This is a genomic window from Daejeonella oryzae DSM 19973, assembly GCF_000422945.1.
Lineage (GTDB): Bacteria > Bacteroidota > Bacteroidia > Sphingobacteriales > Sphingobacteriaceae > Daejeonella > Daejeonella oryzae.
Window position 1 is genome coordinate 74,387 of the sequence record NZ_AUHA01000002.1, and the last position, 26,025, is coordinate 100,411.

General features: G+C 37.9%; 20 protein-coding genes and 1 tRNA gene. 17 read left to right on the forward strand and 4 right to left on the reverse strand.

The genetic code is table 11. The features are described 5' to 3' along the window. The first annotated feature begins 52 nt into the window (after positions 1 to 52). Genes mreC through rodA form a run of 4 tightly spaced genes read left to right on the forward strand, consistent with a single transcriptional unit; the run spans position 53 to position 4,586 of the window. The gene (gene mreC, locus G521_RS0100415) at positions 53 to 880 is read left to right on the forward strand and encodes a rod shape-determining protein MreC (protein WP_026896747.1); all 828 of its coding nucleotides are present in this window, start codon (positions 53 to 55) and stop codon (positions 878 to 880) included. Position 881: 1 nt separating this feature from the next. After that, entirely contained in the window at positions 882 to 1,397 is a 516-nt protein-coding gene (locus G521_RS0100420) for a hypothetical protein (RefSeq protein ID WP_026896748.1), read from the forward strand. Continuing rightward, positions 1,397 to 3,334 carry a penicillin-binding protein 2 gene (mrdA, locus tag G521_RS16135; protein WP_036677938.1) on the forward strand — a complete coding sequence of 646 codons (1,938 nt, stop codon included), beginning with the start codon at positions 1,397 to 1,399 and terminating at the stop codon, positions 3,332 to 3,334. The genes G521_RS0100420 and mrdA overlap by 1 nt, the downstream gene beginning before the upstream one ends. Beyond that, a complete protein-coding gene (gene rodA, locus G521_RS0100430) occupies positions 3,327 to 4,586 on the forward strand; it encodes a rod shape-determining protein RodA (RefSeq protein WP_026896749.1) in 1,260 nt (419 codons plus the stop codon). The genes mrdA and rodA overlap by 8 nt, the downstream gene beginning before the upstream one ends. Before the next feature lie 54 nt (positions 4,587 to 4,640). Here the strand turns inward: rodA and G521_RS0100435 are convergent, their stop codons facing one another. After that, positions 4,641 to 5,576 carry a hypothetical protein gene (locus tag G521_RS0100435; protein WP_026896750.1) on the reverse strand — a complete coding sequence of 312 codons (936 nt, stop codon included), beginning with the start codon at positions 5,574 to 5,576 and terminating at the stop codon, positions 4,641 to 4,643. A gap of 203 nt (positions 5,577 to 5,779) precedes the next feature. Between G521_RS0100435 and G521_RS0100440 the strand changes: the two genes are divergently transcribed. Beyond that, entirely contained in the window at positions 5,780 to 6,355 is a 576-nt protein-coding gene (locus G521_RS0100440; RefSeq protein WP_026896751.1) for a thymidine kinase, read from the forward strand. Here the strand turns inward: G521_RS0100440 and G521_RS0100445 are convergent, their stop codons facing one another. Further along, positions 6,356 to 9,226, reverse strand: a complete 2,871-nt coding sequence (locus tag G521_RS0100445) for a S8/S53 family peptidase (protein ID WP_026896752.1) — start codon at positions 9,224 to 9,226, stop codon at positions 6,356 to 6,358. A 236-nt stretch (positions 9,227 to 9,462) separates the two neighbouring features. Here G521_RS0100445 and G521_RS0100450 point away from each other — a divergent pair, with 236 nt between their 5' ends. Next, complete coding sequence (locus tag G521_RS0100450; protein ID WP_051189325.1) at positions 9,463 to 9,888, forward strand: response regulator; 426 nt, start codon at positions 9,463 to 9,465, stop codon at positions 9,886 to 9,888. A gap of 495 nt (positions 9,889 to 10,383) precedes the next feature. After that, entirely contained in the window at positions 10,384 to 11,415 is a 1,032-nt protein-coding gene (locus G521_RS0100455) for a DUF4917 family protein (RefSeq protein ID WP_026896754.1), read from the forward strand. Positions 11,416 to 11,791: 376 nt separating this feature from the next. Here G521_RS0100455 and G521_RS0100460 read toward each other — a convergent pair. After that, a tRNA-Phe gene (locus G521_RS0100460) sits at positions 11,792 to 11,860 on the reverse strand. A gap of 58 nt (positions 11,861 to 11,918) precedes the next feature. Here G521_RS0100460 and G521_RS0100465 point away from each other — a divergent pair. Next, positions 11,919 to 13,037, forward strand: coding sequence for a tyrosine-type recombinase/integrase (locus tag G521_RS0100465; protein WP_026896755.1), 1,119 nt, complete (start codon positions 11,919 to 11,921; stop codon positions 13,035 to 13,037). A gap of 3 nt (positions 13,038 to 13,040) precedes the next feature. Here G521_RS0100465 and G521_RS0100470 read toward each other — a convergent pair whose 3' ends face one another. Next, entirely contained in the window at positions 13,041 to 13,661 is a 621-nt protein-coding gene (locus G521_RS0100470; protein ID WP_026896756.1) for a hypothetical protein, read from the reverse strand. Positions 13,662 to 13,912: 251 nt separating this feature from the next. On the opposite strand from G521_RS0100470, the gene G521_RS0100475 reads away from it, so the two are divergent. From G521_RS0100475 to G521_RS0100520, 9 genes are all read left to right on the forward strand, one after another. Then, positions 13,913 to 14,266, forward strand: coding sequence for a hypothetical protein (locus G521_RS0100475; protein ID WP_026896757.1), 354 nt, complete (start codon positions 13,913 to 13,915; stop codon positions 14,264 to 14,266). Between the two features lie 359 nt (positions 14,267 to 14,625). Further along, the gene (locus tag G521_RS0100480) at positions 14,626 to 15,753 is read left to right on the forward strand and encodes an NHL repeat-containing protein (protein ID WP_036677939.1); all 1,128 of its coding nucleotides are present in this window, start codon (positions 14,626 to 14,628) and stop codon (positions 15,751 to 15,753) included. Between the two features lie 776 nt (positions 15,754 to 16,529). Beyond that, complete coding sequence (locus G521_RS0100490) at positions 16,530 to 19,310, forward strand: type I restriction endonuclease subunit R (RefSeq protein WP_026896760.1); 2,781 nt, start codon at positions 16,530 to 16,532, stop codon at positions 19,308 to 19,310. 9 nt (positions 19,311 to 19,319) lie between these two features. Further along, complete coding sequence (locus G521_RS17575) at positions 19,320 to 20,612, forward strand: restriction endonuclease subunit S (RefSeq protein WP_051189327.1); 1,293 nt, start codon at positions 19,320 to 19,322, stop codon at positions 20,610 to 20,612. Between the two features lie 5 nt (positions 20,613 to 20,617). Continuing rightward, positions 20,618 to 21,256 carry a hypothetical protein gene (locus tag G521_RS0100500; protein WP_026896761.1) on the forward strand — a complete coding sequence of 213 codons (639 nt, stop codon included), beginning with the start codon at positions 20,618 to 20,620 and terminating at the stop codon, positions 21,254 to 21,256. 1 nt (position 21,257) lies between these two features. Further along, entirely contained in the window at positions 21,258 to 21,584 is a 327-nt protein-coding gene (locus G521_RS0100505) for a hypothetical protein (RefSeq protein ID WP_026896762.1), read from the forward strand. Positions 21,585 to 21,586: 2 nt separating this feature from the next. Next, complete coding sequence (locus G521_RS0100510) at positions 21,587 to 23,365, forward strand: DUF262 domain-containing protein (protein ID WP_026896763.1); 1,779 nt, start codon at positions 21,587 to 21,589, stop codon at positions 23,363 to 23,365. Further along, positions 23,362 to 24,849, forward strand: coding sequence for a class I SAM-dependent DNA methyltransferase (locus G521_RS0100515; RefSeq protein ID WP_026896764.1), 1,488 nt, complete (start codon positions 23,362 to 23,364; stop codon positions 24,847 to 24,849). The genes G521_RS0100510 and G521_RS0100515 overlap by 4 nt, the downstream gene beginning before the upstream one ends. 7 nt (positions 24,850 to 24,856) lie before the next feature. Then, positions 24,857 to 26,017, forward strand: coding sequence for a DUF3800 domain-containing protein (locus G521_RS0100520; protein ID WP_026896765.1), 1,161 nt, complete (start codon positions 24,857 to 24,859; stop codon positions 26,015 to 26,017). Positions 26,018 to 26,025 lie beyond the last annotated feature (8 nt).

Below are 26,025 nucleotides of genomic sequence, written 5' to 3' on the forward strand. Positions count from 1 at the left end.
ACAGCTCAGATTTCAAACCTCTACTCTATTTTCTAAATTCTAAAATCAAACTATGCGTAACGTCTGGATATTTATCAGCAAGTACAACGCATTTTTTCTGCTGATCATCTTCCTGGTCATTTCATTTATATTGCTTGTAAATAACAATTCCTATCAGCGGGCAAGTACTTTAAATTCATCTAATCAATTGGTTGGAACAGCTTATGAACGGATAAATAATTTCACCAATTACCTGAATCTGGGCAGTACAAATGATAGCCTGGCTGCTGAAAATGCAAAACTCAAAGCTGCCTTAAAAGAATCTTATTTTAATGACAGTATAGTTCAGGGAGAAGTAAAAGACAGTGTTAAATTACAGCAGTACACCTACATTGTTGCTAAAATAGTGAACAAATCCATTCATCAGAAAAACAACTACATCACCATAAATCGCGGTAGCAGGCATGGAATTAAAAAAGGAATGGGCGTAATCAGCTCTAAAGGAATTGTAGGAATTATATTAAATGTATCCCCAAATTTCTCTACCATTCAGTCTTTATTACATAATGATACGCGGATAAGTGCCAGCGTAAACAATAATATTGGTTCACTAATCTGGGGCGAAGGAAACTACGATTCCCGTCTGGCGATTTTAAAAGATATCCCAAATCATGTATCGGTTAAAAAAGGAGATTTGGTAACAACTTCAGGATATTCATTGTTCCCTGCGGGCCTTGAAATCGGCCGTATTACCAAAACCGGAATCAAGGGTGGCGATAGCTTTTTGGATATTGAAATTCAGCTTTCAACAGATTTTTCGACACTTCAATATGTGTATGTTGTAAATAATTTACTTTCCGGAGAACAAAACGAACTGGAATCTCAAAACAAAACCGAATAAAATGGGCAGGGTCATTCTGGTTAATTTAATCCGCTTTATAGTACTTATCTTTCTGCAGGTATTTCTGCTTAAGAACATGGGCTATTATAACCTGGCTGTACCATTCCTTTACATTCTGTTTATCCTGCTCCTGCCCTTTAAAATACCCAACGGACTTTTGTTTTTACTGGCATTTTTTACAGGATTAACTGTCGACGTTTTTTATGATACGCTTGGCTTAAATGCCGCCGCCTGTTCTGTACTGGCGTTTGTAAGGATCATTTTTATTAGCCTTACGGTACAGCGGGATGGTTTTGATAATGAACCCGACCCGAGTTTAGGAATTATGGGATTCAGGTGGTTCATTTTTTATGCGATCATTCTTACTTTCTCTCATCACTTAATACTGTTCACGTTCGAAACCTTCAGCTTTTATGAATTTGGATATACACTATTGCGTGTAATTTTTAGTTCTTTATTCACGGTGATATTAATGCTGCTTGCCGAATTTATATTTTTCCGTAAGAAAATGCGATAATGAATAGATTTTTTGCCAGAAAGTTTGTAATACAGGGAATATTTATTGCTATCGCGATTATATTGTTAGCAAGGATTTTTTATATCCAGGTTATCAGTGATCAATACTTTCTTTCGGCCAATAACAATGTTCTTCGCAAAATTCTCATTTATCCAGCAAGAGGTATAATTTTGGATCGTAATGAACAAATACTGGTTCAAAATGAACCTGTATATGATTTAATGGTAATCCCACGAGAGGTGCAGCCCTTTGATACCTTACTATTTTGCAGTCTGATTGGTATAGATAAAGCTGGTTTTGATAAGCGATTTAAAAAGTCAACCAATTATTCACCCTACAAGGCTTCTATTTTCGAAAAGCAATTATCTGCTCAAACGTATGCCAAATTCCAGGAGCATCTTTTTGAATACCCCGGTTTTTTTGTCCAGAACCGTACGGTTAGACGATATCCGGATAGTACTGCAGCACAGTTTCTGGGATACATCGGCGAAGTATCCGAGAAAGTTATTGAAAGTTCCAATGGATTTTACAGTCAGGGAGATTATATTGGCATCAGCGGAGTTGAAAAATCTTACGAAGAATTATTAAGAGGCAAGCGTGGAGTTCAGAACTTAATGGTTGATGCTTTGAACCGTCCCAAAGGTCATTTTGCAGATGGGAAATATGATACCTTGGCCGTATCGGGTGAGCAGATGATTTCATCCTTAGACAAAGAACTTCAGAAATTTGGCGAAAAGCTGATGAAAAATAAAATCGGAAGTATTGTAGCTATAGAACCTTCAACCGGCGAAATTCTTTCTTTTGTCAGCAGTCCGGGATATGATCCGAACATGATGGTGGGGCGCCAGAGAGGAAATAATTACATGAAGTTGTTGAATGAACCTTCAAAACCAATGTTCATTCGTCCAACCCAGGCAGAATATCCTCCCGGATCTATTTTTAAAGTAGTCAATGCTTTAGTGGCTCAGCAATTTGGATTAATAAATCCCAATACAACTTATTATTGCCCGGGCGGTTATCGTTACAGCAGCCGCGGGGTGATGAAATGCACGCACGTTCACGGCTCTGTGAACCTGGAAAGATCGATAAAGGAATCTTGCAATACGTATTACGGATATACATATAATCTGATGATCGATAAGGCGGGAATGAGACCGGTTAATGCCTATAAAAGATGGCGGGGTGCTGTTTCTAAATTCGGTATCGGCGATAAGTTAGGAATTGATCTTCCGGCCGAACGCAAGGGAATGCTGCCTACTGCTGATTATTACACCAAAATATTTAAAAGCGATAAATGGGGCTCCAGCTTTAATATTTCACTTTCAATTGGCCAGGGAGAATTAGGAATAACTCCGCTGCAAATGGCCAATGTGATGGCAATTGTAGCCAACCGTGGATATTATTACAAGCCCCATCTCATTCAGGCTATCGGCGCAAAAAAAGTAATTAAAGCAGAATACACTAAAAAGAATGATGTAGGTATTGATCCGAAATATTTTGGTAGTGTAATTAATGGTATGAGCCAGGTTGTTAATGAACCCAGCGGTACCGCTATTTATTCAAAAATTAACGGCATTGAAATGTGCGGAAAAACCGGAACTGTTCAAAATCCGCATGGAGATGATCATTCAGTATTTGTTGCTTTTGCTCCGAGAGATAATCCTAAAATAGCCATAGCTGTAGTAGTTGAAAATGCCGGTTTCGGTTCAACCTGGTCTGCGCCAATTGCAAGCTTAATGGTCGAAAAATATATTCGTAAGTCTATAACCCGGCCCAAAGAATATCTAGATCGCTTATTTGAAGCCAACCTTTTACCAGGCGCTTTATTAAAACCTAAAGCTCCGGTTAAGCAAAAGCCGGATACCAGCAAAAAGGACACGGTAACTCCAAAAAAAATAAAAGCAGTAAGTACAAATTCTATAGCGGTAAATGAATAATCAGCGCAGCCCTTTTTTTAATGTAGACTGGATAGTCATACTGGTTTTCCTGGCGCTGTGTATCATTGGCTGGTTTAACATCCATGCGGCTGTATATAATCCGGAAAAGCCCAGCATCTTCAATCTGGATACCAATTACGGTAAACAGCTGATTTTTATTGTATCAGCATTAATTATTGGGTTGGTTATATTACTGATGGACAGCAAATTTTTCAACACGTTCTCTCCTGTATTTTATGGCATTACCCTCCTGCTGCTTATACTGGTACTTATTGTTGGCCGAAATGTTGGAGGAAACCAGGCCTGGATCCCGATTGGAAGCTTCAGGCTGCAGCCTTCTGAATTTGCCAAATTTGCTACCTGCCTGCTATTAGCCCGTTATCTAAGCATGAATAATGTCAAGGTTCAGGATTTAAAAACAAAAAGTATTTGTGCCGCCATTATTTTGCTGCCCATGGGTTTGATTATGCTGCAGCCTGATACAGGTTCTGCACTTACCTTTTTCGCCCTTATTTTCGTGCTTTACCGTGAAGGACTATCCGGATATTTTCTAATTATCGGTGCCTTATTTATCGCCTTGTTTGTGCTGGTGCTTTTAATCAGTAAATTATATCTGATTCTTGCCCTCGTGGTTATTGGCGCATTACTCATCTATAATTATAAACGAAACCGATCTTTTATCAGAGTAGTTATTGTTGGATTTTTAATCTCTGTGGCATATATTTTCACGGTAGACTTTGCCTACAATAACATTCTTCAATCTCACCAGCGAAACCGTATTGACGTATTATTAGGAAAAGTTCAGGATTTGCGTGGCGAAGGCTACAATGTGAACCAAAGTAAAATTGCCATTGGTTCCGGCGGATTGCTGGGCAAAGGCTACTTAAAGGGCACACAAACACGGTATGATTTCGTTCCGGAACAAAGCACAGATTTTATCTTCTGTACCATCGGAGAGGAATGGGGTTTTGTTGGCAGTTTTGTGGTAATCGGCCTGTATCTTTTTCTGCTTTTGCGGATCATTAATATCGCCGAAAGGCAAAGATCATCCTTTTCAAGAATTTATGGCTACGGGGTTGCATCTATCCTCTTTTTCCATTTCTTCATCAACATCGGCATGACCGTGGGATTAGCTCCCGTAATTGGTATTCCGCTTCCATTTATCAGCTACGGTGGATCATCATTATGGAGCTTTACAATCTTATTATTTATCCTGTTAAAGCTTGATTCGAACAGAATGGGAATTATTTAGTTTTGAGTTTAAAGTCCGTATAAAAGCATCCCAAGGAAATACCAAGGTATAACATTAACTAAATCTCTTGTTTAAAACTTCATACAGCTTATCCACGCTGTGCTGTTTTTCGGGCCAGCCATTTTTAGCTGCATAATTTTGCTGAAGAAACTTATCAGCATCTTCAAAATTATCAAAGCGGTTAACCAGTTCAATAGCTTCACTGTATGCAAGACTATATCCGTTAAACAAATCTTTAACAAACAACAACTTGTCGTTTAAGCTGATAATGCTTTTAAGGTCATTTATACTGTTGGTTCTGAATTGTGCGGAAACGGTATTTTGTGCAGACCGGCCCGATAATAAATCATTAATGGTAGGAACTTTATGAGTTATATCAGCAACTTCAGGAATTACTATTTCCCTAACTATCTCAGGTAAAGCCTGCTCCTCTTCCCGATTGTGCCCATTACCGAAGTTTGAAGATTGTATATCTGAGTAATTATCTTGTTTACTTTCAGAAAAATCACCGGCATCCACACTAGTTTTGTCCATAATAAAGGGAATCTGATCTTCAGAAAGTTCCATTTCTGAATCTTTCATTTCTGATGGAATTATGAAATCTACCTTTTCTGTAGTTTCAATTTCCGTATAGATTTCTTCTCTCTCTTGCTGTAAATTTTCAGATTCCAGTTTAAAACTCCAGTCGGTAACGGATTCCTCCGTTTTAACTATTTCCGCTTCTTCTTTGTAAGCTTCTTGAGGTATTTCAAGGATAACAGTTTCTTCGGGAATCGAACTGGTTTCAGAATTCAGGACAGCAGGTGGCTGACTTTGGGCATTGATTTTATTAAGAATTGAAATATGCTCTGAAAGGAAATGCGAATTAGCCACAAATAATTCAAGCTCCAGTTCATTCAAATTCTCCGGATTTTCTGAAAGATATTGATATTGTTCAGTGATTTCGGAGATTATATATCCAATTTTCTTAAAAATTATTTGCTTGTTCATCATTAAAAATAACGGTAATGAATTTTAATTATTGGCAGATTAGCAATAAATAAACCGATCTGGCTCTGCTGTTTATCGCTGATAAAGATAGAGACAATTATTTAGCCAATCCCCTTTGGGCTGAATATTGTTGAGGAAAAAACGCCCAATTTCATCTGAATTGTTGATATTAGTCGCGAAATAATTACAATCATTACCCAGGCATGCTGTTTAGCGAACACAATTTTAAGCGCAGAAAAGAATTAGGTGGAAGTATAGAAGTAATCTGCGGATCTATGTTTTCGGGCAAAACAGAAGAATTAATCCGAAGGTTGAGACGAGCTCAGATTGCAAAGCTAAACGTAGAAATATTTAAGCCCAAAACAGATGTAAGATACGACGATACCGAAGTGGTTTCTCATGACAGAAATTCCATCCACTCAACTCCGGTAGAAAATGCGGCATCTATTTTATTACTGGGAGCCAACACAGAAGTTGTTGGTATTGATGAAGCCCAGTTTTTTGATGATGAACTTCCGGACGTGTGCAACAAATTAGCCAACCGGGGTATTCGGGTAATTATTGCAGGTTTAGATATGGATTTTCAGGGACGGCCTTTTGGCCCCATGCCTGCACTTATGTCCATTGCAGAACTGGTTACAAAAGTGCATGCAGTATGTGTTCAGTGCGGTGCGCCGGCAACATATTCATACCGGACAGCGGCAAGCGATTCAAAAATTCTGCTGGGTGAAAAAGAGAGTTATGAACCCCGCTGCCGAATTTGCTATCACCTGCAATAACTAGCGGGCCACCATCAATTTTAGAGTTTTGGATTTATTTCCGTATTGCATTTTGTAGAGATAAATTCCGCTTTCAAGCTCCTGCAAGTTTACTGCAATTTTATACGCACCCGGATTTAAGTTTTCACTGAGCAGCGTTTTAACCTTTTTACCCAGAATGGTATACAGTGATAACGTAACTGCCGACTCTTCCGGAATATTGAATTCTATATTCGTTTCATCAGCACCCGGGTTTGGATAATTTTGCTTCAGCTCAAACGAAGCTGCGCTTGGATCTACCGGACTTAATCCTGATAAAATATTATATTTATTCTGCGCTGCCACCGCACTGTTTTGAATATCTTTAAGATCATCTCCGCCAATAAAAGCAAAAGCAGTTTTAACAGATCCGTTTGCCGGGATATTAAAGGGTCCGGCACCAATTACAAACATTACATCGTAGCCATTTGCTGAACTTTCGCCCAAGCTGCTTGCCTTTATCCCGCTTGAAAGGGTTTGGTATTTTTCGGCAATGGTAAATCCTCCGCCGGTCTCAAGCGGATCGCCCGAAACCTGGTAAGATAAAGGATAGTAACTCGCTTTATCTATATTGGTCAATAGTTTTACAGCAGTAAATGGAGTTCCTCCATTTTTTCCAAAAACGTAGCCCATCCCATTTATAGCATCGTATTTAGTTACATCTCTCCCATTATCATCCACATCCCAATCGGTAAATAATCCGATATAAACACCCGAAAGATCTGTTGAGCCGGTATTCTGAATATCATACTCCGCAATTGTATATTTATCATCGGGCGCATTTGCATACGCCAGTTGCCGGTGTTTTACATATACGTTTAAAGGATTAGGGTTTCTGGAATCGTTAAATTCTGAATTTGCTACAAATGCAGCTGTTGAATTCACATTTCGGGTTACTCTTAAGCGTTTGGCAAAATGTTCATCACTCGATCCGGAATCATTTCTTGTATTATTTGAAACTTTGGTAGCCGAATTTCCAATCATTAAAGAAGCTTCATATAATAATGATTCCGTTTTATAAATAAATCCCAGTCCGTTTTGAGCTTCGGCAGAACTGTAGCCTACCCGCCCGTTACTGGTCATGGTGGTTGATATCTGATTTACTTCTACATTCTGGTAATCTCTGGAAACAGTAACCTGGAATTGTTCGAAATCTGAATAGGTATTATTATTGGCTGAGTACAGTATTTTAAAAATAATATCTCTGTTATCCGGTGTACCATTTTTTACAAAAACCCTAAATGGTCCCACATTATTACGGCTTTCAAGCGTCATTAAATTGCCGGTGCTCACCTGATTATCAATTACCTCCACATCGGTGCTGGTACTAGAAAGATTCAACGTTAAGCCATTCGCGGGCGCCAGAAAGTTTTTAATATTAAAAAATATCCTCAGGGTATCACCTGCCGGGATAGATCCGTTTGCTTTATCAGCCAGTATAATCTGCTGGTTTCGTACAGAAGGACTGCTCTCGGTAACTGCTCTTAACACATTCACCCGTCCTTTTCCCAATTCACCTGTAAAGCCGGGATTCAGCGCATCTATATTATCAGCAGTTACCCGCATTTGTTCTCCAACCTGCTGCATATTCAGATCAGGAAAGCGAGCTTTAACCAGTGCAGCCACGCTGGCAATCATTGGAGCCGACATGGAAGTTCCGGATTTAGAACCATATCTATTCCCGTTCAGCGTATTATATATTCCTGAACCCGGGGCCGAAATATCCACCTGGGGACCGAAATTGGAAAAACTACTTTTTACGTCATTGGCATTTACGCTGGCTACAGAAAGTACGCCGCTATATGATGCCGGATAATCCGGTTCATCCGTATTATCATTACCCGCAGCCGCAACAATCAGGCAATTTCTGCTTAAGGCGTAGGCCACAATATCCTCACCAAATGCACCTCCGCCCGGACCACCCCAGGAGCAGTTAATAATCTGGGCACCGTGATCAGCAGCATATTTTATTCCTTCATATCCCCTGTAAATTGCTGTCGGGTTGTTATCGGCTCCCACCTTAACTATTAAAAGTTTGGCATTAAAAGCCGCACTGGCCACCCCTACTCCATTATCCGAAACTGCCGAAGCAATGCCGCTGACATGCACACCATGGTCAGTACTATCACTTGTAACCTGGGGATTATTATCTTCTTTGATATTTCCGGCATTATTACCTATCAGATCCCAGCCTCTGTAATTATCCAGATATCCGTCACGGTCATCATCCAATCCATTAACAGGATCGGCCTGATTTAAATATATGTTAGCCGCAAGGTCCGGGTGAACGAGATCTGATCCGGAATCAACAATTCCGATAACCACATTTGATGAATTTTTAATGATATCCCAGGCCTGGGGAGTTTTTATCTGATTTAAATAATTCTGCCTGACAGAAAAAAGAGCGTCATTGGGAATATATTGATGATAATAAATATAGCGGGGCTCCGCGTATTCCACATTTTTATTCTGAAGGATATCATTGGCAAGCTCTTCAATATTCAGACTGTCAGAAAATTTCACTTCATAAATCCGGTCTAATCCGTTTGTAATTCCCGCAAATGCAGATGTGGATGCAGAACGGGTATTGGGGTTATTTATAGTTTTGAATACTTGCTGGATTGATGTAATAGCAACGGATCTATTTGAAAGAGTTAATGCTCCCATCGGATTGGTAAATACCTGGTTTTCTGCTTTTGCAGAAGCTTTAAATTTAACAATCAACATTCCGGGAACGTAGTCTTTTGAAGTTACTCCTTTAGGAAGTTTAAAAAGTTTATTTTTGAATGGATCATCTTTTGAATATGCAAAATTTGCAAGCAGCAGAAATACAGACAATAAAACTTTTTTCATGAGCGTTGCAATGATAATGATGTATGGATTGATGAATTTTAGACCTTTGTAAATAAGTTACGGGTTTTAAATACTTTAAAACAATAATACTTCTTAATGCCCTAATGTCAAAAGTTAATTTTCGGGATAATCAGATAAACATTATGAGCTCTGAAATGTATTAAGGGTTGTATTAAAGCTTAAAAATTTAGTATATTTTATTAAGCTAATCATTTTGAATTAAAAAAGTTAATTTTATGCAGTTCGCAAGTACCGCCCAAGACATGGAGATTAAACAAAAAATATTGATCATCGATGACAGTCAGATTGACTTACCGGTAAGTGCGCTATTATTAAAGAACAGGCTCAATACGGCTGATATTCATCTGGCAAACAGCGGGGCAAACGGACTTAGCTGGCTTGTTGAACATCAGGATGAATTAGAAAAAGGTTTGATTATCCTGTTGGATGTTAGAATGCCTGATATGGATGGTTTTGGATTCCTTAACGAATACGATAATTTACCTGAAAAAATCAAAGAGAAAACCCGGATCATTATGCTTTCTTCCACCTTAGATCCCTACGATATTCAAAAGGCCAATCACAATCCCTATGTTGAAACGGTACTGAACAAACCCCTGCCGGTAAATGATCTGATCGGTTTATTAAAAGATATGCAATAAAGTAAAATCAGTATAAAAGACATAAAGTGCACAAAAAAACCTCAAATTCTTTGAGGTTTTTTTGTGCGTTCTTACTTGTTTTTTGCTATAACTTTTAACAGAATTTAACTGTTTTAAAAACGAGCTTCATTTAATTCAGCACTTTATAAGCCGTCTGCAACTCTAGTAATGCGAGACTCCGAATCAGCCTCTTCGTGCTGTCATAGATTTAAATCTTTACACTTTAATTTCTTATCAAAACATAAGCCTCCACTCATGTTCACAAAGAAGAATATATCAAGGTATCGCCTTTCAGTTTCATCTTATTTGACTCTCTTTCAGCTCATAGAGATAGGAATGCTAGAAATCAATTAATCTCCGAGCTTTTAATGAATTTAGTTTTACCGTTCCCTCAATAATACCTACCGTTCACCCTTTTATCTTAATTTAATGATATGTCTTAAATATTAAGAAGTTACATTTAAACATGAATTCTATTAAGTACTTATAATTCAAATGCTATCAAATAAACAGCTTGAGTCTATAGGCATATCCCAATGGCCTGACTACGGAAACACCTTCGACAATACTGACATTTTCATAGGCAATGGCTTTTCCATCAATCTATTTCAAGCACTATCCTATAATAGCTTGTTTACTAAGTTTTCTGAAGATTGCGGATCTGATGTCATTAAATTGTTTAAAGCTTTCAATACATCAAATTTCGAATACGTAATGGAAGCTTTGAACAATACACAGCACGTTGGTACTATACTGGGTTTAGATTATTCTGCGATATCACCTGTCGTCGAAAGACTAAAAGAAGGGTTAATAAGAACGATTGGTGAGACTCACCCTTTGTATAGAGATGTTAACCCTTCAATATTCAGATCTCTAGCCGTAGACTTCATGCCATTTAGAAATATCTTTACGACTAATTATGATGTTTTCTTATACAAGATAATATTAGCCAATAACAACTTAATCGACCTTAAATTAATACAGAGTGCATCTTTTCAAGACGAGTTTTATGTCGATATGGGTAAGCACAGGTTAGGTATTGGTGATGATTATGAAAATTGCAGAAAAATATATTACTTACATGGAGCATTATTTTTATACCACGACCGTGGCATGACATATAAATTTAGAAAAGGTGGTGAGGATGATGAATATATTAGGATGCTAAGAATGGAGATCGCAAACGGGAACATCCCTTTGTTTGTCTGTGAAGGAAAACCTGATGATAAATTTAATGCTATAAATAACAACTATTATCTCAGATCCTGTGGTAATGCTTTAAAGAAAAATGACAAGTCTGACTTAGTAGTATATGGATCGGCTTTTCAATCATCCGATAAACATATTGTTGACTGGATAAACCAAGCAAATCCTAATAATTTAATAACATCACTGTATGTGCATGATAAGTCTGAAGAATCTTTAAAATCTGAGATTTCAAGGATTACAAATTTATTCGGTAACATAAGCGTTTCATTTTATGACTCTACCTCATTATTTAGCTTTAGCGAAAAACATAAATTTTAAAGAATATTGTTTGTACCAAATTACGAATACATTATTCCAGAACGATGGCCATTCTTACTCTTTAAAATGTTAAGCTCTGAGGAAATACGAAATATTTCAAGCCCATTGAAAAATGAATCAGGGCTAATGAGGCAGTGGCTCATTTTAGATCACATCATACTGACCAGTGAAAGATTTTATAGGTTTACGAATGAGGGGAGGATGTAAAAATGCGTCAAATATGCGTCACTTGCGACTTAACTAAAGCTGAAAATAACTTTAAAAGATTATTTATCTAATAGATCCATAGTCTTGAAAACGGTTAGTAAGGAAGTTTACAGTACATTTTAAAGGCGTAAAAACAAAAAAACCTCAGATTTCTCTGAGGTTTTTTTTGTGGTGCCAGCTGGATTCGAACCAGCGACACAAGGATTTTCAGTCCTTTGCTCTACCAACTGAGCTATGGTTTAAAACGGGTTTTTATGGTTGTAACGTTAAAACGGGCCACGTAACGTGCCAAATCAATGTACACAGAACCCAAAATTATTACCAGTAATAGTCTTAAAACCAGGTCTTATATCACGTTTTACTTTAATGGGAAGAGAGTAAGAGAATTTAACGGCCACAGACTGAATCTGAACATCAACCCAAATCATACTAAGTCTATACAGGATAGGGACAGGCTCCTGGAAGAGTTAAGGTTTAAACTGAAGAATGCTCTAAAAAACAACTCCTACCCTGCTGTTAAACCGGATACCGTAACTCCTTTAGCTTCCACTCTGACTGTACTGATGGATGTTTTAAACAGGAAATTGGATTCAGATCTCAGTGATTCCTATAAGACAGATCTTCGCTCTATTTATAATCACTTCATGGAATTCCTAACGGATGCGGAGAAAATCGGTTCTATAACAGAGATAACACTTCCAAGGATTGAACTTTTCCTCACCCGATACAATTCCTCGGGCACCTATTACATGAATAAACGAAGAACTCTGGGCGTACTGTTTAATTCGGTAGGCAAAACCATTCAGAAAACGATAGAAGTAGTTCGGGAAACTTCTGTAAGGAGAACCACTTCAAAACTCCACAGGATCTATGAGAGAGAACAACTACTCAAAATCTTAGATTATCTAAAGACCCATCACTTTAACCTATATCTATGTTGTCTGATCAGTTACGGTTGCTTCCTGAGACCACATCAAGAAGTCAGATTACTTAAGGGAGTTCACTTCAAAAATGACTTTCGCGAAATACATCTCTCAGGAAGTGAGAACAAGGGTCGGAAAGTAAGAGTGGTGTATGTCCCGGACTATGTAAGATCTGTTTTACAATTGATACCCGGTTTACTACATGATACCAACTTGTTTACTTTATCTACAGATTATTATAACCCTTCTTACTTTAACACAGCCTGGTCGAGAGCCTGGAAAAATATGTACAAACAGGGTCTTGTACAAAAGAACCATACCATATACTCCTTTAGACATACCGCAGCAGTGGATGTTTTCCGGAGAACGAAAGATATCTACTTACTGCAAAAGCTTTTGGGTCATTCAACTATCGTAGTAACCCTAAGATACTTAAGAGGACTTGGTGAGTATAATTCAGAAGAACTCAGGGACGCCGCTCCAAGATTGTAAGTCTTAGAATAAGCTTGTATCGTCATCTAATTTCTTCATTTCTAATAACCTATCATTGGCTGCCAATCTGATATGTGCAAGAAACGAATCACGTTTTGAGGTAAAAAAGTCATCAACCTCCTTTTGATTGGTATTTATCAATTCCACAACTTGGTTTTTCTCCCTTTGTATGTCCTGAGCTACATCTTCTGGTTCTCCTTGAAAATAGTAATGCATAAGAAGTTTATTGGAAATAAAGCTAATAGGCAATTCCCTACTATTGTATTTAACTGTATTATCCAGACATGACTTTTCCCCGGTGGTGTCGAAAGAGTATTCAAGATGGTACACTTTAACTTCATTGGAATTCATAGGAGTTTTAAATGCTTTTCCTACTAATTCCCTACCTTCATTTATAGACACCATAGTATGTTCTAGCTTTCTTCCTGTAGAATCTGCAATCACTTGGAAGGTCTTCTTTGGAAGTAAGTCATTTAAAATATCAAACGATATACTTTGTAAATCAACTGTATTTGTAACAGACGAGATCCTTTTCAAATGTGGAGAATTTGAAGCTGCTATTAATAACTGTCTATAATTATCATCAACTCTACTGAAAAAAACTCTCTTAGCTTCTCTTTTCATATTTTTATTTTTCGTCAAATATATTCGTTTTAGTTAAATTTTCAATATGAACAACTTGCGTTCCACAGGTTATGCTGTATTATGCTTTACTACTTTGATTTGAGACGGTTTAACCTGTTCAAATAAAAACCACTGAAATGTAAAGTAGATTTTAGTACCCTCTTCTATTTATAAAACCTTATCTAATAAGCATTCCTGATATCTTCTATTTAAGACATAGCTGACACTAATATTTTTAGTAATTTTGAACCATGGCAGGAAAGTACAGAGACGACAGCAGGCGATCGAGTTTTGATCACGATTTTACCCAGGTACCTGCGGATGAGCGACCTATTATTAAGTCCTGTTCTCAGATAGTACAGGAGGCGTTATCCAAAAAGTATTGGATTTTCGATCCGCAAGACCGGCACTGGTACACTCCCGAAGAACTATTAGATAAATACGGAAGAATTACAAAGGGGGCTGAAGACTTCTTTAAACGTTTACAGATTAGAGACCCTCTTGAAGGTCTGAAAGCTGGTCATCAAAAAGCAGAGGATTTAAAGGTGTTAGTAGAGGCTTTATCCATTCGAGTAGTTGAGTATTATAAGAACAAAGTTAAATGAGTTATTAATAGTCAAAACTTATTCTAAGAGTTAGTTGTGCAAGACTGCGGATCAATTAGCTTCCTTCTATAAAGGCATTTGAAATTCAAGTGCACCTACCTATTTTATGATTTCCCTCGCGATTACATCTTCGTAGGTGAACCTATTTAAGGATCGCATTTCATTTTCTCTTTTTCTACCCTCCATCAACTCAAAGGCGGCTAGCAAAATGGGATTAGTAGATAATCGCATTTGGTAGTTCTATTACCGTTCCCTCAAAAATACCTACCGTTCACCCTTTTTTTAGTGCAAAGCATGTACGTATAAGAATCCTTTGTGTAGCTTGATGAAATCTAACTACAACAAAAATCATTAAACCTATGAAGCATTCAAAATCAAATCTTTACAGCGTACTATTAATCTGTCTTTTGTTCATTTGTTCTTGCCAAAAGGAACCCGAAGCTGATATCGAACCCCAGGAAGAATCCATCCTAAAAGTGTATGCTGGTTCAACAACGGGCTATAAAGATGGACCTGCATTAGAAGCACAGTTTGAAAACCCTACTCTTCTAGCGGTTGGCCCGGATAAATCATTGTTTGTCGTGGAAAGCAGGAGACCCGAAAGTATTTACCCAGGTTATCGAATAAGGAAAATTACTCCTAGTGGCATAGTTACTACATTCTTCGATGCCAAAACATCTTCACATGGAGTTAGTAATATTAGTGGTATCGCAATTGAAAAAAATGGATGCGTTTTGATATCCGACGGGAATCAAATTAAAAGAATAAGCAGTGATGGAAATTTAGTTACTGTTGTAGCTGGAGATGGAACAAGCTTAGTGATGAAGGATGGTGTTGCGTTAAAAGCAACTTTCTATCAACCACATGGGCTAGTTATTGACAAGAATGGTTGTGTTTATATCATGGACACTGGAAATAATGCCGTTCGTATATTGTCTAATGGAAAGGTAAGTACGCTTGCAGGCGGTGATAGGACTTTTGATCCACAATTTGATAGTGAAACGGGCGTCATCGGCCCTGAGCCAAAAGATGGAACCGGGAGTCAGGCAGAGTTTAATAATCCAGAATTTATTACGCTTGATCCATCTGGAAATATATACGTCAGCGGAGGTTATGGACCAAGCATTCGTAAAATTACTCAGAAAGGCGTCGTAACTACAATCAAACGTGGGCCATGGTGGGAAACAGACTTTTTTATGACTGTAAGAGGTATTACAATTCATAAAGATCAGATTTATTATAATGATACCGATGCAAGGTATGTTCGAGCTACATACACCTTTAAATTAAATAGCTTATCACTTCTGACTAATCAAACTACAAATTTTGTTTCTAATATATGGGATACGGACACCCATGGAGACGGTGGATTGCCACCTGTGACAACCGATGGATTGAATTTCCCTATGGGCATGGCAGTGGTTGACAATATATTATATATATGCAATAATGGAGAAAACAGGATTCGCAAAATGGAATTAAACTAAATCAACTCATATATATATATATCTAGTCAAAACGTAAACCTGAACAAAGATTAAAGTCAATAAAACATAACAAAAAACGATCAGTAACAAGTTAGGAGCTTTAAAACTTGCCAAGTATCAGAATACTTCCAGAGCTTGTAAAGTGATTGACTACCCAAAGGACAGTTTTACACCAGCAAAGGGTCATTTGAGTTATATGTTGAATTGAGCTTTCCGGATCTGACCAAGCGAACCTATAGTTGAAAACCGAGTTAAACAACTCAGCAAAAGTCGATTGTAGAACTTGATACTGAGCGGAAGTATTCTTAGTTGAGGTATTTAAATGAAATGACAAAACCGGGCATTCTTATTCCTCCTGGAGAACGAGGTATTTTGCTAAGGCATGATTTACCATCATCTATGGGTCAAGGCAGAAACAATAGTCACTACAAAAGAAATGAGGATGCAGTCTTTTACACTGGTAGTGTATTATTAGTTTTCATGCTAGTAATCATTGTTTCTGCTGTGTCGCCAGAGGAGTGGATTCTACAATTTACGGAACTACTTTTCGTAGTGGTGAACTGATTAGATATTAGCGAACCTTCCTTGATGGGGCGAGTGTCCCAAGTTGGAGGTACCACTACTTAGAGTGGGTTCCAGAAGTAATAAAAGGGTTTTAACTTTATAAAGATTATAACAACTAGGATTACTGGTTAGTAAAGATTTCTTCTGATATAACAAGGTTATATTCTAAGTTAATTTTTTAATTTTACTCTATCTATACCAAACAAGACGTTTTGAACCAAAATCCTGAACAAATATCCCGTGACAATATTGACCGTCAGCTAACACAGTGTGGATGGATCATTCAGTCAAAGAAAAATATTAACCTTGCCGCAGGACTTGGTGTAGCAATAAGAGAGTATCAGACCGATGTAGGTCCTGCGGATTACTTACTATTTGTAGATAAAAAACCCGTTGGGCTGATTGAGGCCAAAAGAGAGGAAGAGGGATACCACCTTATAGAGGTAGAAGACCAATCCACCAATTACGCAAATGCGAAACTGAAATACTGTAATCATGATCCGCTTTCTTTTGTATATGAAAGCACTGGGGTTATTACCCGTTTTACAGATTACCGGGATCCAAAACCTCGGTCAAGGGAGGTATTTACTTTTCATCGCCCGGAAACTTTTTTAGAGTGGATCAAACATGGCAGATCTTTACGAAGCCGTTTACAGGATATTCCCGATTTACCTACGTCCGGTTTAAGGGATTGTCAGGTGACAGCGATTCAAAATCTCGATGTCTCTTTTAAGGAAAGCAGACCCAAAGCACTGATACAAATGGCAACGGGTTCCGGAAAAACCTTTACTGCAATCACTTTCGTGTACCGCCTTTTAAAATATGCGAAAGCAAAAAGAATTCTGTTTCTGGTTGATACGAAGAACCTGGGAGAACAAGCCGAGCAAGAGTTTATGGCCTATGTTCCGAATGATGATAATCGGAAGTTTACGGAATTATATGGTGCCACCCGTTTAAAGAGCAGTTTCATTACGCCTGATAATCAGGTTTATATCAGTACCATCCAGCGGATGTATTCAATCTTAAAGGGAACAGAGTTGGAGGAAAGTGCTGAAGAAACGAACCCTAATGAGTCCGGGTTTATATCGAAACAACCACTTCCGGTAATATATAATGAAAGGATATCACCGGAGTTCTTCGACTTTATAGTCATTGACGAATGCCACCGCAGCATTTACAATCTTTGGAAACAGGTGCTGGACTACTTTGATGTATTCCAGGTCGGTTTAACAGCCACCCCTGATAACAGGACTTTTGCATACTTCAATCAAAACCTGGTGTCAGATTACGGCTACGAAAAGGCCGTCATTGATGGGGTATTAGTTCCATACAATGTATTTACTATACAAACCAAGATCACTAAGGATGGAAGCAAAATCGTTCTGGGCGAAAAAGTAGATAAGCGGGAACGATTAACCCGGAAAAAGTTTTGGGAAAACACAGATGAAGACATAGAGTATGCCGGTAAACAGCTCGATCAGGACATTGTAAATCCCAGTCAGATCCGTACGATCATCAGAGCCTTCAGAGAGAACCTACCATATATGTTTCCGGACCGAATGGATAAAGAGGGACTGTTTGAGGTCCCCAAAACGTTGATCTTTGCCAAAACCGACTCCCATGCAGAGGATATTATTGATATAGTTCGCGAGGAATTTGCGGAAGAAAACAAGTTCTGTAAAAAGATTACTTATAAAAGCGAGGAAGACCCAAAAACCGTACTTAGTCAGTTCAGAAATGATTACTATCCTCGTATTGCCGTAACTGTTGATATGATAGCGACCGGTACGGATATCAGACCCCTGGAAGTGTTGGTCTTTATGCGGGATGTAAAAAGTCGCAGTTACTATGAGCAAATGAAAGGGCGTGGTACCCGAACCTGTTCCTTAGAGCAGTTAAAAGCAACCGGTACTCCCGCAGCAAAATATACGAAAGATCACTTTGTAATCATTGATGCTATAGGAGTTGAAAGTACACAGAAAACCGATAGCAGACCTTTGGAGAAAGCACCCTGTATATCCCTTAAAGATTTGCTTCATCATGTTTCGATGGGTAATACTACCGAGGAGATCCTTTCCACTTTAGCCAACCGGTTGATCAGGTTAGACAGGCAAATCAATGATAAGGAACGTATCCGGTTTGCGGAGAATGCAGATGGTTTTACCATCAATCACGTGGTCCGGCAGCTATTGAATGCTCATGATCCGGATACCATAGAGCAATTGCAACAAAAAGTTAGAAAACAGATGCTCGGTAGTTCCCCTGAAAGTATTGAACAAGCCATTGCAGAACAAAAGCAAGTGCTGATTAATACTGCAGTTGATGTGTTCAATAGCCCTGAGCTGAGAAACTTTATTGTTGTTGTGCGGAAAAAGTACGACCAGATCATTGATAACCATAATATAGATGAAATTATCCAGATAGGATGGGTAAAAGATCAGATTGAAGCTGCTCAAACGCTTGTAAATAATTTCACACAGTGGATAAAAGATAACCGGAACGAGATTACTGCCTTACAGTTATTTTATGGTCAACCATACCAAAGAAGAGAGCTTACCTACAAAATGATTAAGGACTTATATGAAAAACTATCTACCAGTTCACCTAACTTAGCCACCCTCCCAGTTTGGAGAGCGTATGAGCAACTGGAACCTACCAATGGATCACCAAAAAATGAACTGGTAGCACTCGTAAGTCTGATCCGGAGAGTATCGGGTGTGGATACTTCTCTTACAGATTATGATAAAACGGTAGATAAAAACTTTAAAGACTGGTTATTTAAGCAGCAAGCCGGGAGTTTGAAATTTACCGAGGAGCAAATGACGTGGTTACGAATGATAAAAGATTACATAGCAAATTCCTTCCATCTTGAGAGGGAAGATTTTGAGTTAGATCCTTTCAATAAAAGTGGGGGATTGGGTAAGATGTGGCAGCTCTTTGGAGATAAAACGGATGGCATTATTGAGGAGTTGAATGAGGTATTAGCAGCATAACATTTAAATATGTACAAAAGTATTCCCGATAACTGGGAACTAGTTAAGTTAAGTAATTTATGTGACCTGCAAAATGGTTATGCGTTTAAGTCTAATGATTACGTAGAGCATTCTAGCACGTCGGTCTTTCGGATGAGTCAATTAAGGAGAGGTGGCAAATTGGATTTAGATCATAACTCCAAGTATTTACCAGACGTTTTCCGCTCGTTTTACGATTCCTATCTTTTAAGAGATGGAGACATAGTTATTGCTATGACCGATTTGGCTACTGAAACTAAGATCCTTGGGGTCCCCACATTCTTCAAGTCTGACGGGAGAAGCTTTCTCTTGAATCAACGGGTTGGGCGGTTCTTTAACATTAACCTAGACAGGTTGGATATCCAGTATCTAAGGTATGTGTTGTCTTCACCTACTATAAGAAATTACTATAAATCATTCGGAAAAGGAGCAGTACAAATCAACCTTAGTAAAGGGGATATATTAAACGTCACAATCCCCCTGCCTTCACTTAAAGCTCAACAAACGATAGTCTCGAAAATCGAAGAACTCTTTTCTGAACTGGATAAGGGTATAGAAAACTTAAAAGCAGCTCAGCAGCAGTTAAAAGTTTACCGGCAGAGTGTGTTAAAGTGGGCGTTTGAGGGAAAACTTACTAACGACAACGTAAACAATGGAGAACTACCAAAAGGCTGGGTATTCCTAAAAGTTCAAGATCTGGCAATAAAGATATTTGATGGTCCCTTTGGCTCAAATCTAAAAAGTATAGATTATAAACAAGAAGGTGTAAGAGTAATACGGTTAGAAAATATTGGAGTATTACAGTTTAGAAATGAGTATAAAACATATGTATCTGAAGAAAAATATTCCACTATTGATAAACATACTGTAAATGCGGGTGATATTATATTTTCTTCTTTTATCATAGGAGAAATCCGCATAGTGGTACTTCCAAAAGGCATAACTAAAGCGGTTAATAAAGCTGACTGCTTTTGTATTAGAGCTAATCCTGATAGAGTCAATGCCAGCTATCTTACTTACTATCTTTCAACTAAAGATGTCTACAACCAACTTGTAAAGGAAGTACATGGAGCTACAAGGCCAAGGATCAATACTTCCCAGTTGAAAGCTTGTCAAGTACCAGTATGTGCTCTTGCGGAACAAAATAGAGTTATTCAGGAAATAGAGTCCAGACTATCGGTTGCTGATAAAATGGAGGAAACCATTAACCAAAGTTTGCTTCAGTCTCAGTCCTTAAGGCAGAGTATCTTAAAGAAAGCATTTGAAGGGAAACTTGTTCAATAATCATCATGGATCATACTACGAAACAAGAGGTACTTGCACGACTAAAGGACATAGACCGTCTACCTGTTTCAGATACTTTGAACTGGCCGAATGCTTACTGTAAAGATCCGTCAAACATAAAAGCCATTGTACTTGGATGTGATCCCAGTAATACCCATGACAAGGAACTGAAATATGCCTTCGGTATAGAGACTGAAACACCATTATTGAAAGGCTTCTTTGCGGGTATTCTCAAAAATCTAGCAGTCATTGGTATGTCCCTAAATGATGTGTATGTACAAAATCTTTGTCAGAACTACTTTGAGGAAGAAACTTCTAAAAACAAGAGTTGGAACAAAGCTGCTGCGGTTTGGATACCTTATCTAAAAGCAGAACTAGATCAATTACCAATAAGTAAAATTGTACCGGTGTTCTTAACAGCTGCACCATTGTACCAGGTGTTAACAGCAGATGGAATAAAAAAAATTAAACCTAGGGAACTTTATACAAAACCAGAACTACTTCCGGTAAAAGTTTCTGATAATTATCTGGAACGTCCATTATTCCCACTCTATCGGGGAGGACGGGGTGCTTATCAACTGGACCGTGAAGAGTGGAGTTTGTATGTTAAAAATATTCAATCTTATTTCAGTCATAACAGTTAATATGAAAAACAGTAACCTCTACTATCCTCTTTGGTTGAAATACTCCCCGGTTTTTGTAATGCTGCTTAAGAAAGCAGTAAATGGAACTGAGACACTCAGTCTAAATAAGAACGACTTTGAAACTTTAGGAGATAGAAAAGTATCAGATTACACTTTCAACTTGGAAATCAAAAACACTAAGGTAATTAATAATATAAGTGGCACTGCGGTAGCAAGAGATCTGTATGATGTCTTAGTAAATAACCCCAAAACAAAAGAACTCTTACAGGACAAGCACTATAAACTGAGTCTGGGTAAAGAATATATTTTAAGAATATCAATCATATAAATATGAACATAACTCCAAACAAATTAAGTATTGCTCAATTGTTTGCTACTCCGAATGAACAATTTATTGTACCTCCTTATCAAAGAAGATATGCATGGGGATTTCAACAATATTTGGCTCTGTATGAAGATATAGACATGTTAAAAGATGATGATGGACATTTATTTGGAATGGTAATTCTACATACAAGTTTTCATACGGCAGGCTTAAATCAACCCGAGTTAGTCGACGGACAGCAAAGACTTACTACACTCGTCATCCTCTTAAGAGCTTTGGCCGACGTATTTTATAACCTAGACAAATTTGAGAAGTCAACGGAAATAGAAAAAATGTTATCCTGTAATGGTTTAGATGATGTGAAAAAACCAAAGATTAGATTGGGAGAACTGGATAACATTGATATAGAGAACCTGTTACTACATAAAAATTCTACAAATATTTCAAACCCAAATATCCTTGCTGCATATGAAAGTTATAGGGAATGGCTGAGTGAACTCACATTCGAAGAAGTTAATAGATTTTATTTTAAGTTGACAAATACAGCTGTTATCATCCGATTGGATGTAGGCATGGCCCAGGATGCCTATAAGCTGTTCGAGACCATTAATAACAGGGGATTGAGGTTGACTGCCACAGATGTAATCAAGAATTTCCTACTAGGTCACGCAGCTAAAATAAATTCTGACCATACCCTGGATAAAGTCAAATCCTTATGGTCTGAGATTATAACAAATCTGGATCAACTGGATTCTGATGACTTTCTCCGACATTTTATGTGTGCCACGCTTAAACATAAGTTAAGCATGAGCAAGTTAATCTATGAATTCAAAAAACATTATCTCCGGAACGTCGAGAATGCCGACCTCCTGGGAGAGTATGGATACTATGATTATGGTGTGCAGGATGACGACGAGGATGACGTTGAGACAGGTTCTAACTCTGAAGATACTATCTCTAACAAAATTAGTATTATAGAATTCCTTACTGGTCTATGTCATTTATCTGAAACTTATAAACAAATTTCAAAGGAAACTTTCAAAGACGTAAAAATTAATAGAAGAATAAGCAATTTGAATAACATATTATCAAAGCCCTCGTACATTTTCTTAATGTATTTTTTGCAAGATCCAAAGTATGTACAAAAAACAAAGCTACAGGTTCTGGAATATCTTGAAAGTTTAATGCTTAGGAGACATATTTGTGAAAACAGGACCAGTGACAATGATGATATATTTTCAAAATTGGTTCAATTCCTGGGCAGTGATGACTTATTAAATGAAATAAAACAATTTATTGGAGAGAATGACTACATGCCTGATGATGAAGATTTTGCCTTGAGCTTCCCTAAGTATCAATTTAAAGGAAGACTGGTTGACAGAGCAAAATATATCTTAGCTACAATTGAATATCATTTAAGAGGAAATACCAATGAACTTATAGTTTCGTCAAGCGGTGAGGTAGAACTTGAACATATCATACCCCAAACAATTGAGGACAAAAAGTCAAAGATATTGTACGGTAATTGGGAAGAATACTTAGGAAGTTACGCCCTCCCAAAGCATAAAAAACATGTAAACCTGATCGGCAATATGACTTTATTAGGAGAGTCATTAAATATCCAAGCATATAATAACCCCTTTGCAAAAAAGAAAAATAGCTACAAAAATTCTAGTTTTCTGATTACTTCCGAACTAGGCAAATCGAATGACTTTAAATTTAACAATGTCATAAAAAGAGGGGAAAGCTACTCTGAATTGGCCTTAAAAATATGGAAATCATGAGTAACAATTCTTCTAGTATAGTTAATAAAGTATGGGCATTCTGTCAGACTCTTAGAGATGACGGAGTAGGTTATGGGGATTACCTGGAACAATTGACCTATTTACTGTTTTTAAAAATGGCAGATGAATATACCCGGCCACCGTACAACAGAACGATGCCTATCCCTGCTGAATATAGTTGGGAAACCTTAACATCTAAAAGTGGAGCTGATCTCGAATCTCACTATACGATTCTACTTAGAGAGTTGGGACAGGATAAAGGTATTTTAGGTCAGATTTTTACTAAAAGTCAGAATAAAATACAGGATCCTGCTAAACTATATAAGCTGATCAGCCTGATCGATGCGGAGCATTGGGTGATGATGGGTGTAAAAGACAAAGGTGATATTTACGAAGGTCTTTTAGAAAAGAATGCAGAAGATACCAAGAGTGGTGCAGGGCAATATTTTACCCCGAGACCTTTAATAAAGGTGATGGTAGAATGTCTTCAGCCGGAACCCATGAAAACCATTGCCGACCCTGCATGTGGAACAGGTGGTTTCTTTTTAGCTGCGTACGACTGGCTCACGGATCACAAGGATCTGGATAAAGAACAAAAGGAGTTTTTAAAATACAAGACTTTTCATGGAAATGAAATCGTCGCCGGAACCCGGCGTTTAGCGTTAATGAACTTGTTCCTCCATAATATCGGTGACATTGATTCAGATACGGCAATTTCTCCAACTGATTCGTTAATAGCAGATGCTGGTATCCGATATGACTATGTATTAGCTAACCCTCCCTTCGGAAAGAAAAGCAGCATGACTTTCACGAACGAAGACGGCGAGCAGGAAAAAGAGGATCTGACCTATAACCGTCAGGATTTTTGGGTAACTACCAGCAACAAGCAACTCAATTTCGTCCAGCATATAAAATCTATGTTAAAGACCACCGGTCACGCAGCCGTGGTGCTACCGGATAACGTGCTGTTTGAGGGTGGTGTGGGTGAGACTGTACGGAAAAAGCTTCTGGAAACCGCCGACCTGCATACCATTCTAAGATTACCTACGGGGATTTTCTATGCAAATGGGGTAAAAGCAAACGTATTATTTTGGGATGCTAAGCCTTCCAGTAAGAGTCCCTGGACCAAAGAAGTTTGGGTTTACGATTACCGGACGAATGTGCACCACACCCTAAAGAAGAATCCCTTAAAAATGGATGATCTAAAGGAGTTCATTACTTTATATAATCCCGGAAACCGTCATAAAAGAGCCGAAACGTTTAATGCAGATACAAATCCTGATGGTCGGTGGAGAAAATTTTCGTACGATGAAATCATAGCCCGCGATAAAACTTCCCTCGATATAACCTGGCTTCGGGACAAATCCCTTGCAGACCTTGACAACCTTCCGGATCCGGATGTACTGGCTGAAGATATAGCTGAGAATCTGGCAGCAGCATTGGAGAATTTTAGGACTATTGTTGTAAGTTTAGACTCAAAGTGAGAATAGGTTGAAAAAGTTATATATCTACTTTGATGAGTATGGTCATTTCAGTCCCAACACTGGAAAAGTAGGATCTTTCTCACATTTTATCTATACCGGCCTGATTTTTCAAACTCTGGTAGATAAAAACTTGTTTGAGGAAAAAGCAACTGAGATACTTAAGAAAAGGTTTAATGGAAAGTTGTTCAAGGCCAATAAGGTTAATATTAAGTCCAAACTAGATATCTTAGCAGAGTTATTGAACCTTAACTGGACACTATCTATCCTGGTTGTAGACCAAACCAAAACTGAGGGTGCGTTAAAAGAGTACGAGAAGAGTTTTATCAAGTTCATTCAGAAAACCTTCTTGAAAGAAACAACTGAAAACTATGACCGGTTTGAAATAAACTTTGACAGAACGGGTAGTGAACAATTCCAAAAGTCCCTGATAACATACATTGATCAACATGTGGTTAAAAGAGACCTATTCAGTCAGGACAAATCATATACTTTACATGATGAGAAGAAAGACCAACATGTTCTGTTGTGTTTTACAGATCTTTTTACCAACCCTATTGGTCAGTATTTTTGCAAAAGTCATTATAAGGAGGAAAGTAAACTCTTTCTAGAGAAAATAGTAGATCGCCTTCAAGTAACTCATTTCCCTTATAAAGCCCTCTATGACCCAACTTACTTAGGTACAAAAGATCCCGTAAAGGACTCCATAATACGGGATGCTGCTAACTCTTTAGCTGCTGAAAAGCTATTAGAGCTAAGCCATCACGAAGAGAAAAAAGAACACCAGATATTATTAGAATACGTTTTATTAGCAAATCATATAAATCCTAATCGCCTGCTCCCACTTCAGGTAATAACCGACCACCTCAAACATTACTTCCCGGGTATCAATGATGACAGAACTAAAACTATAATTACTGACCTAAGGAATATGGGAGTTATTATTATCAGTTCAAAAGGAAGGGCCGGATATAAGCTACCTAACACGCATGCGGATTTTGAGATGTTTTTTAAGAGATATCTTGATAGTATAGTACCCATGATAAAGAGAATAAACCAGTCTCATGATATTCTGTTTAGAAAATCAAGGACTGACATTGATCTCCTTAACACAGTTTCTGATTCTAAACTACTTAGGGATCTTATAGCAGTAATTAAATCAGTAAACTGATGTCGATG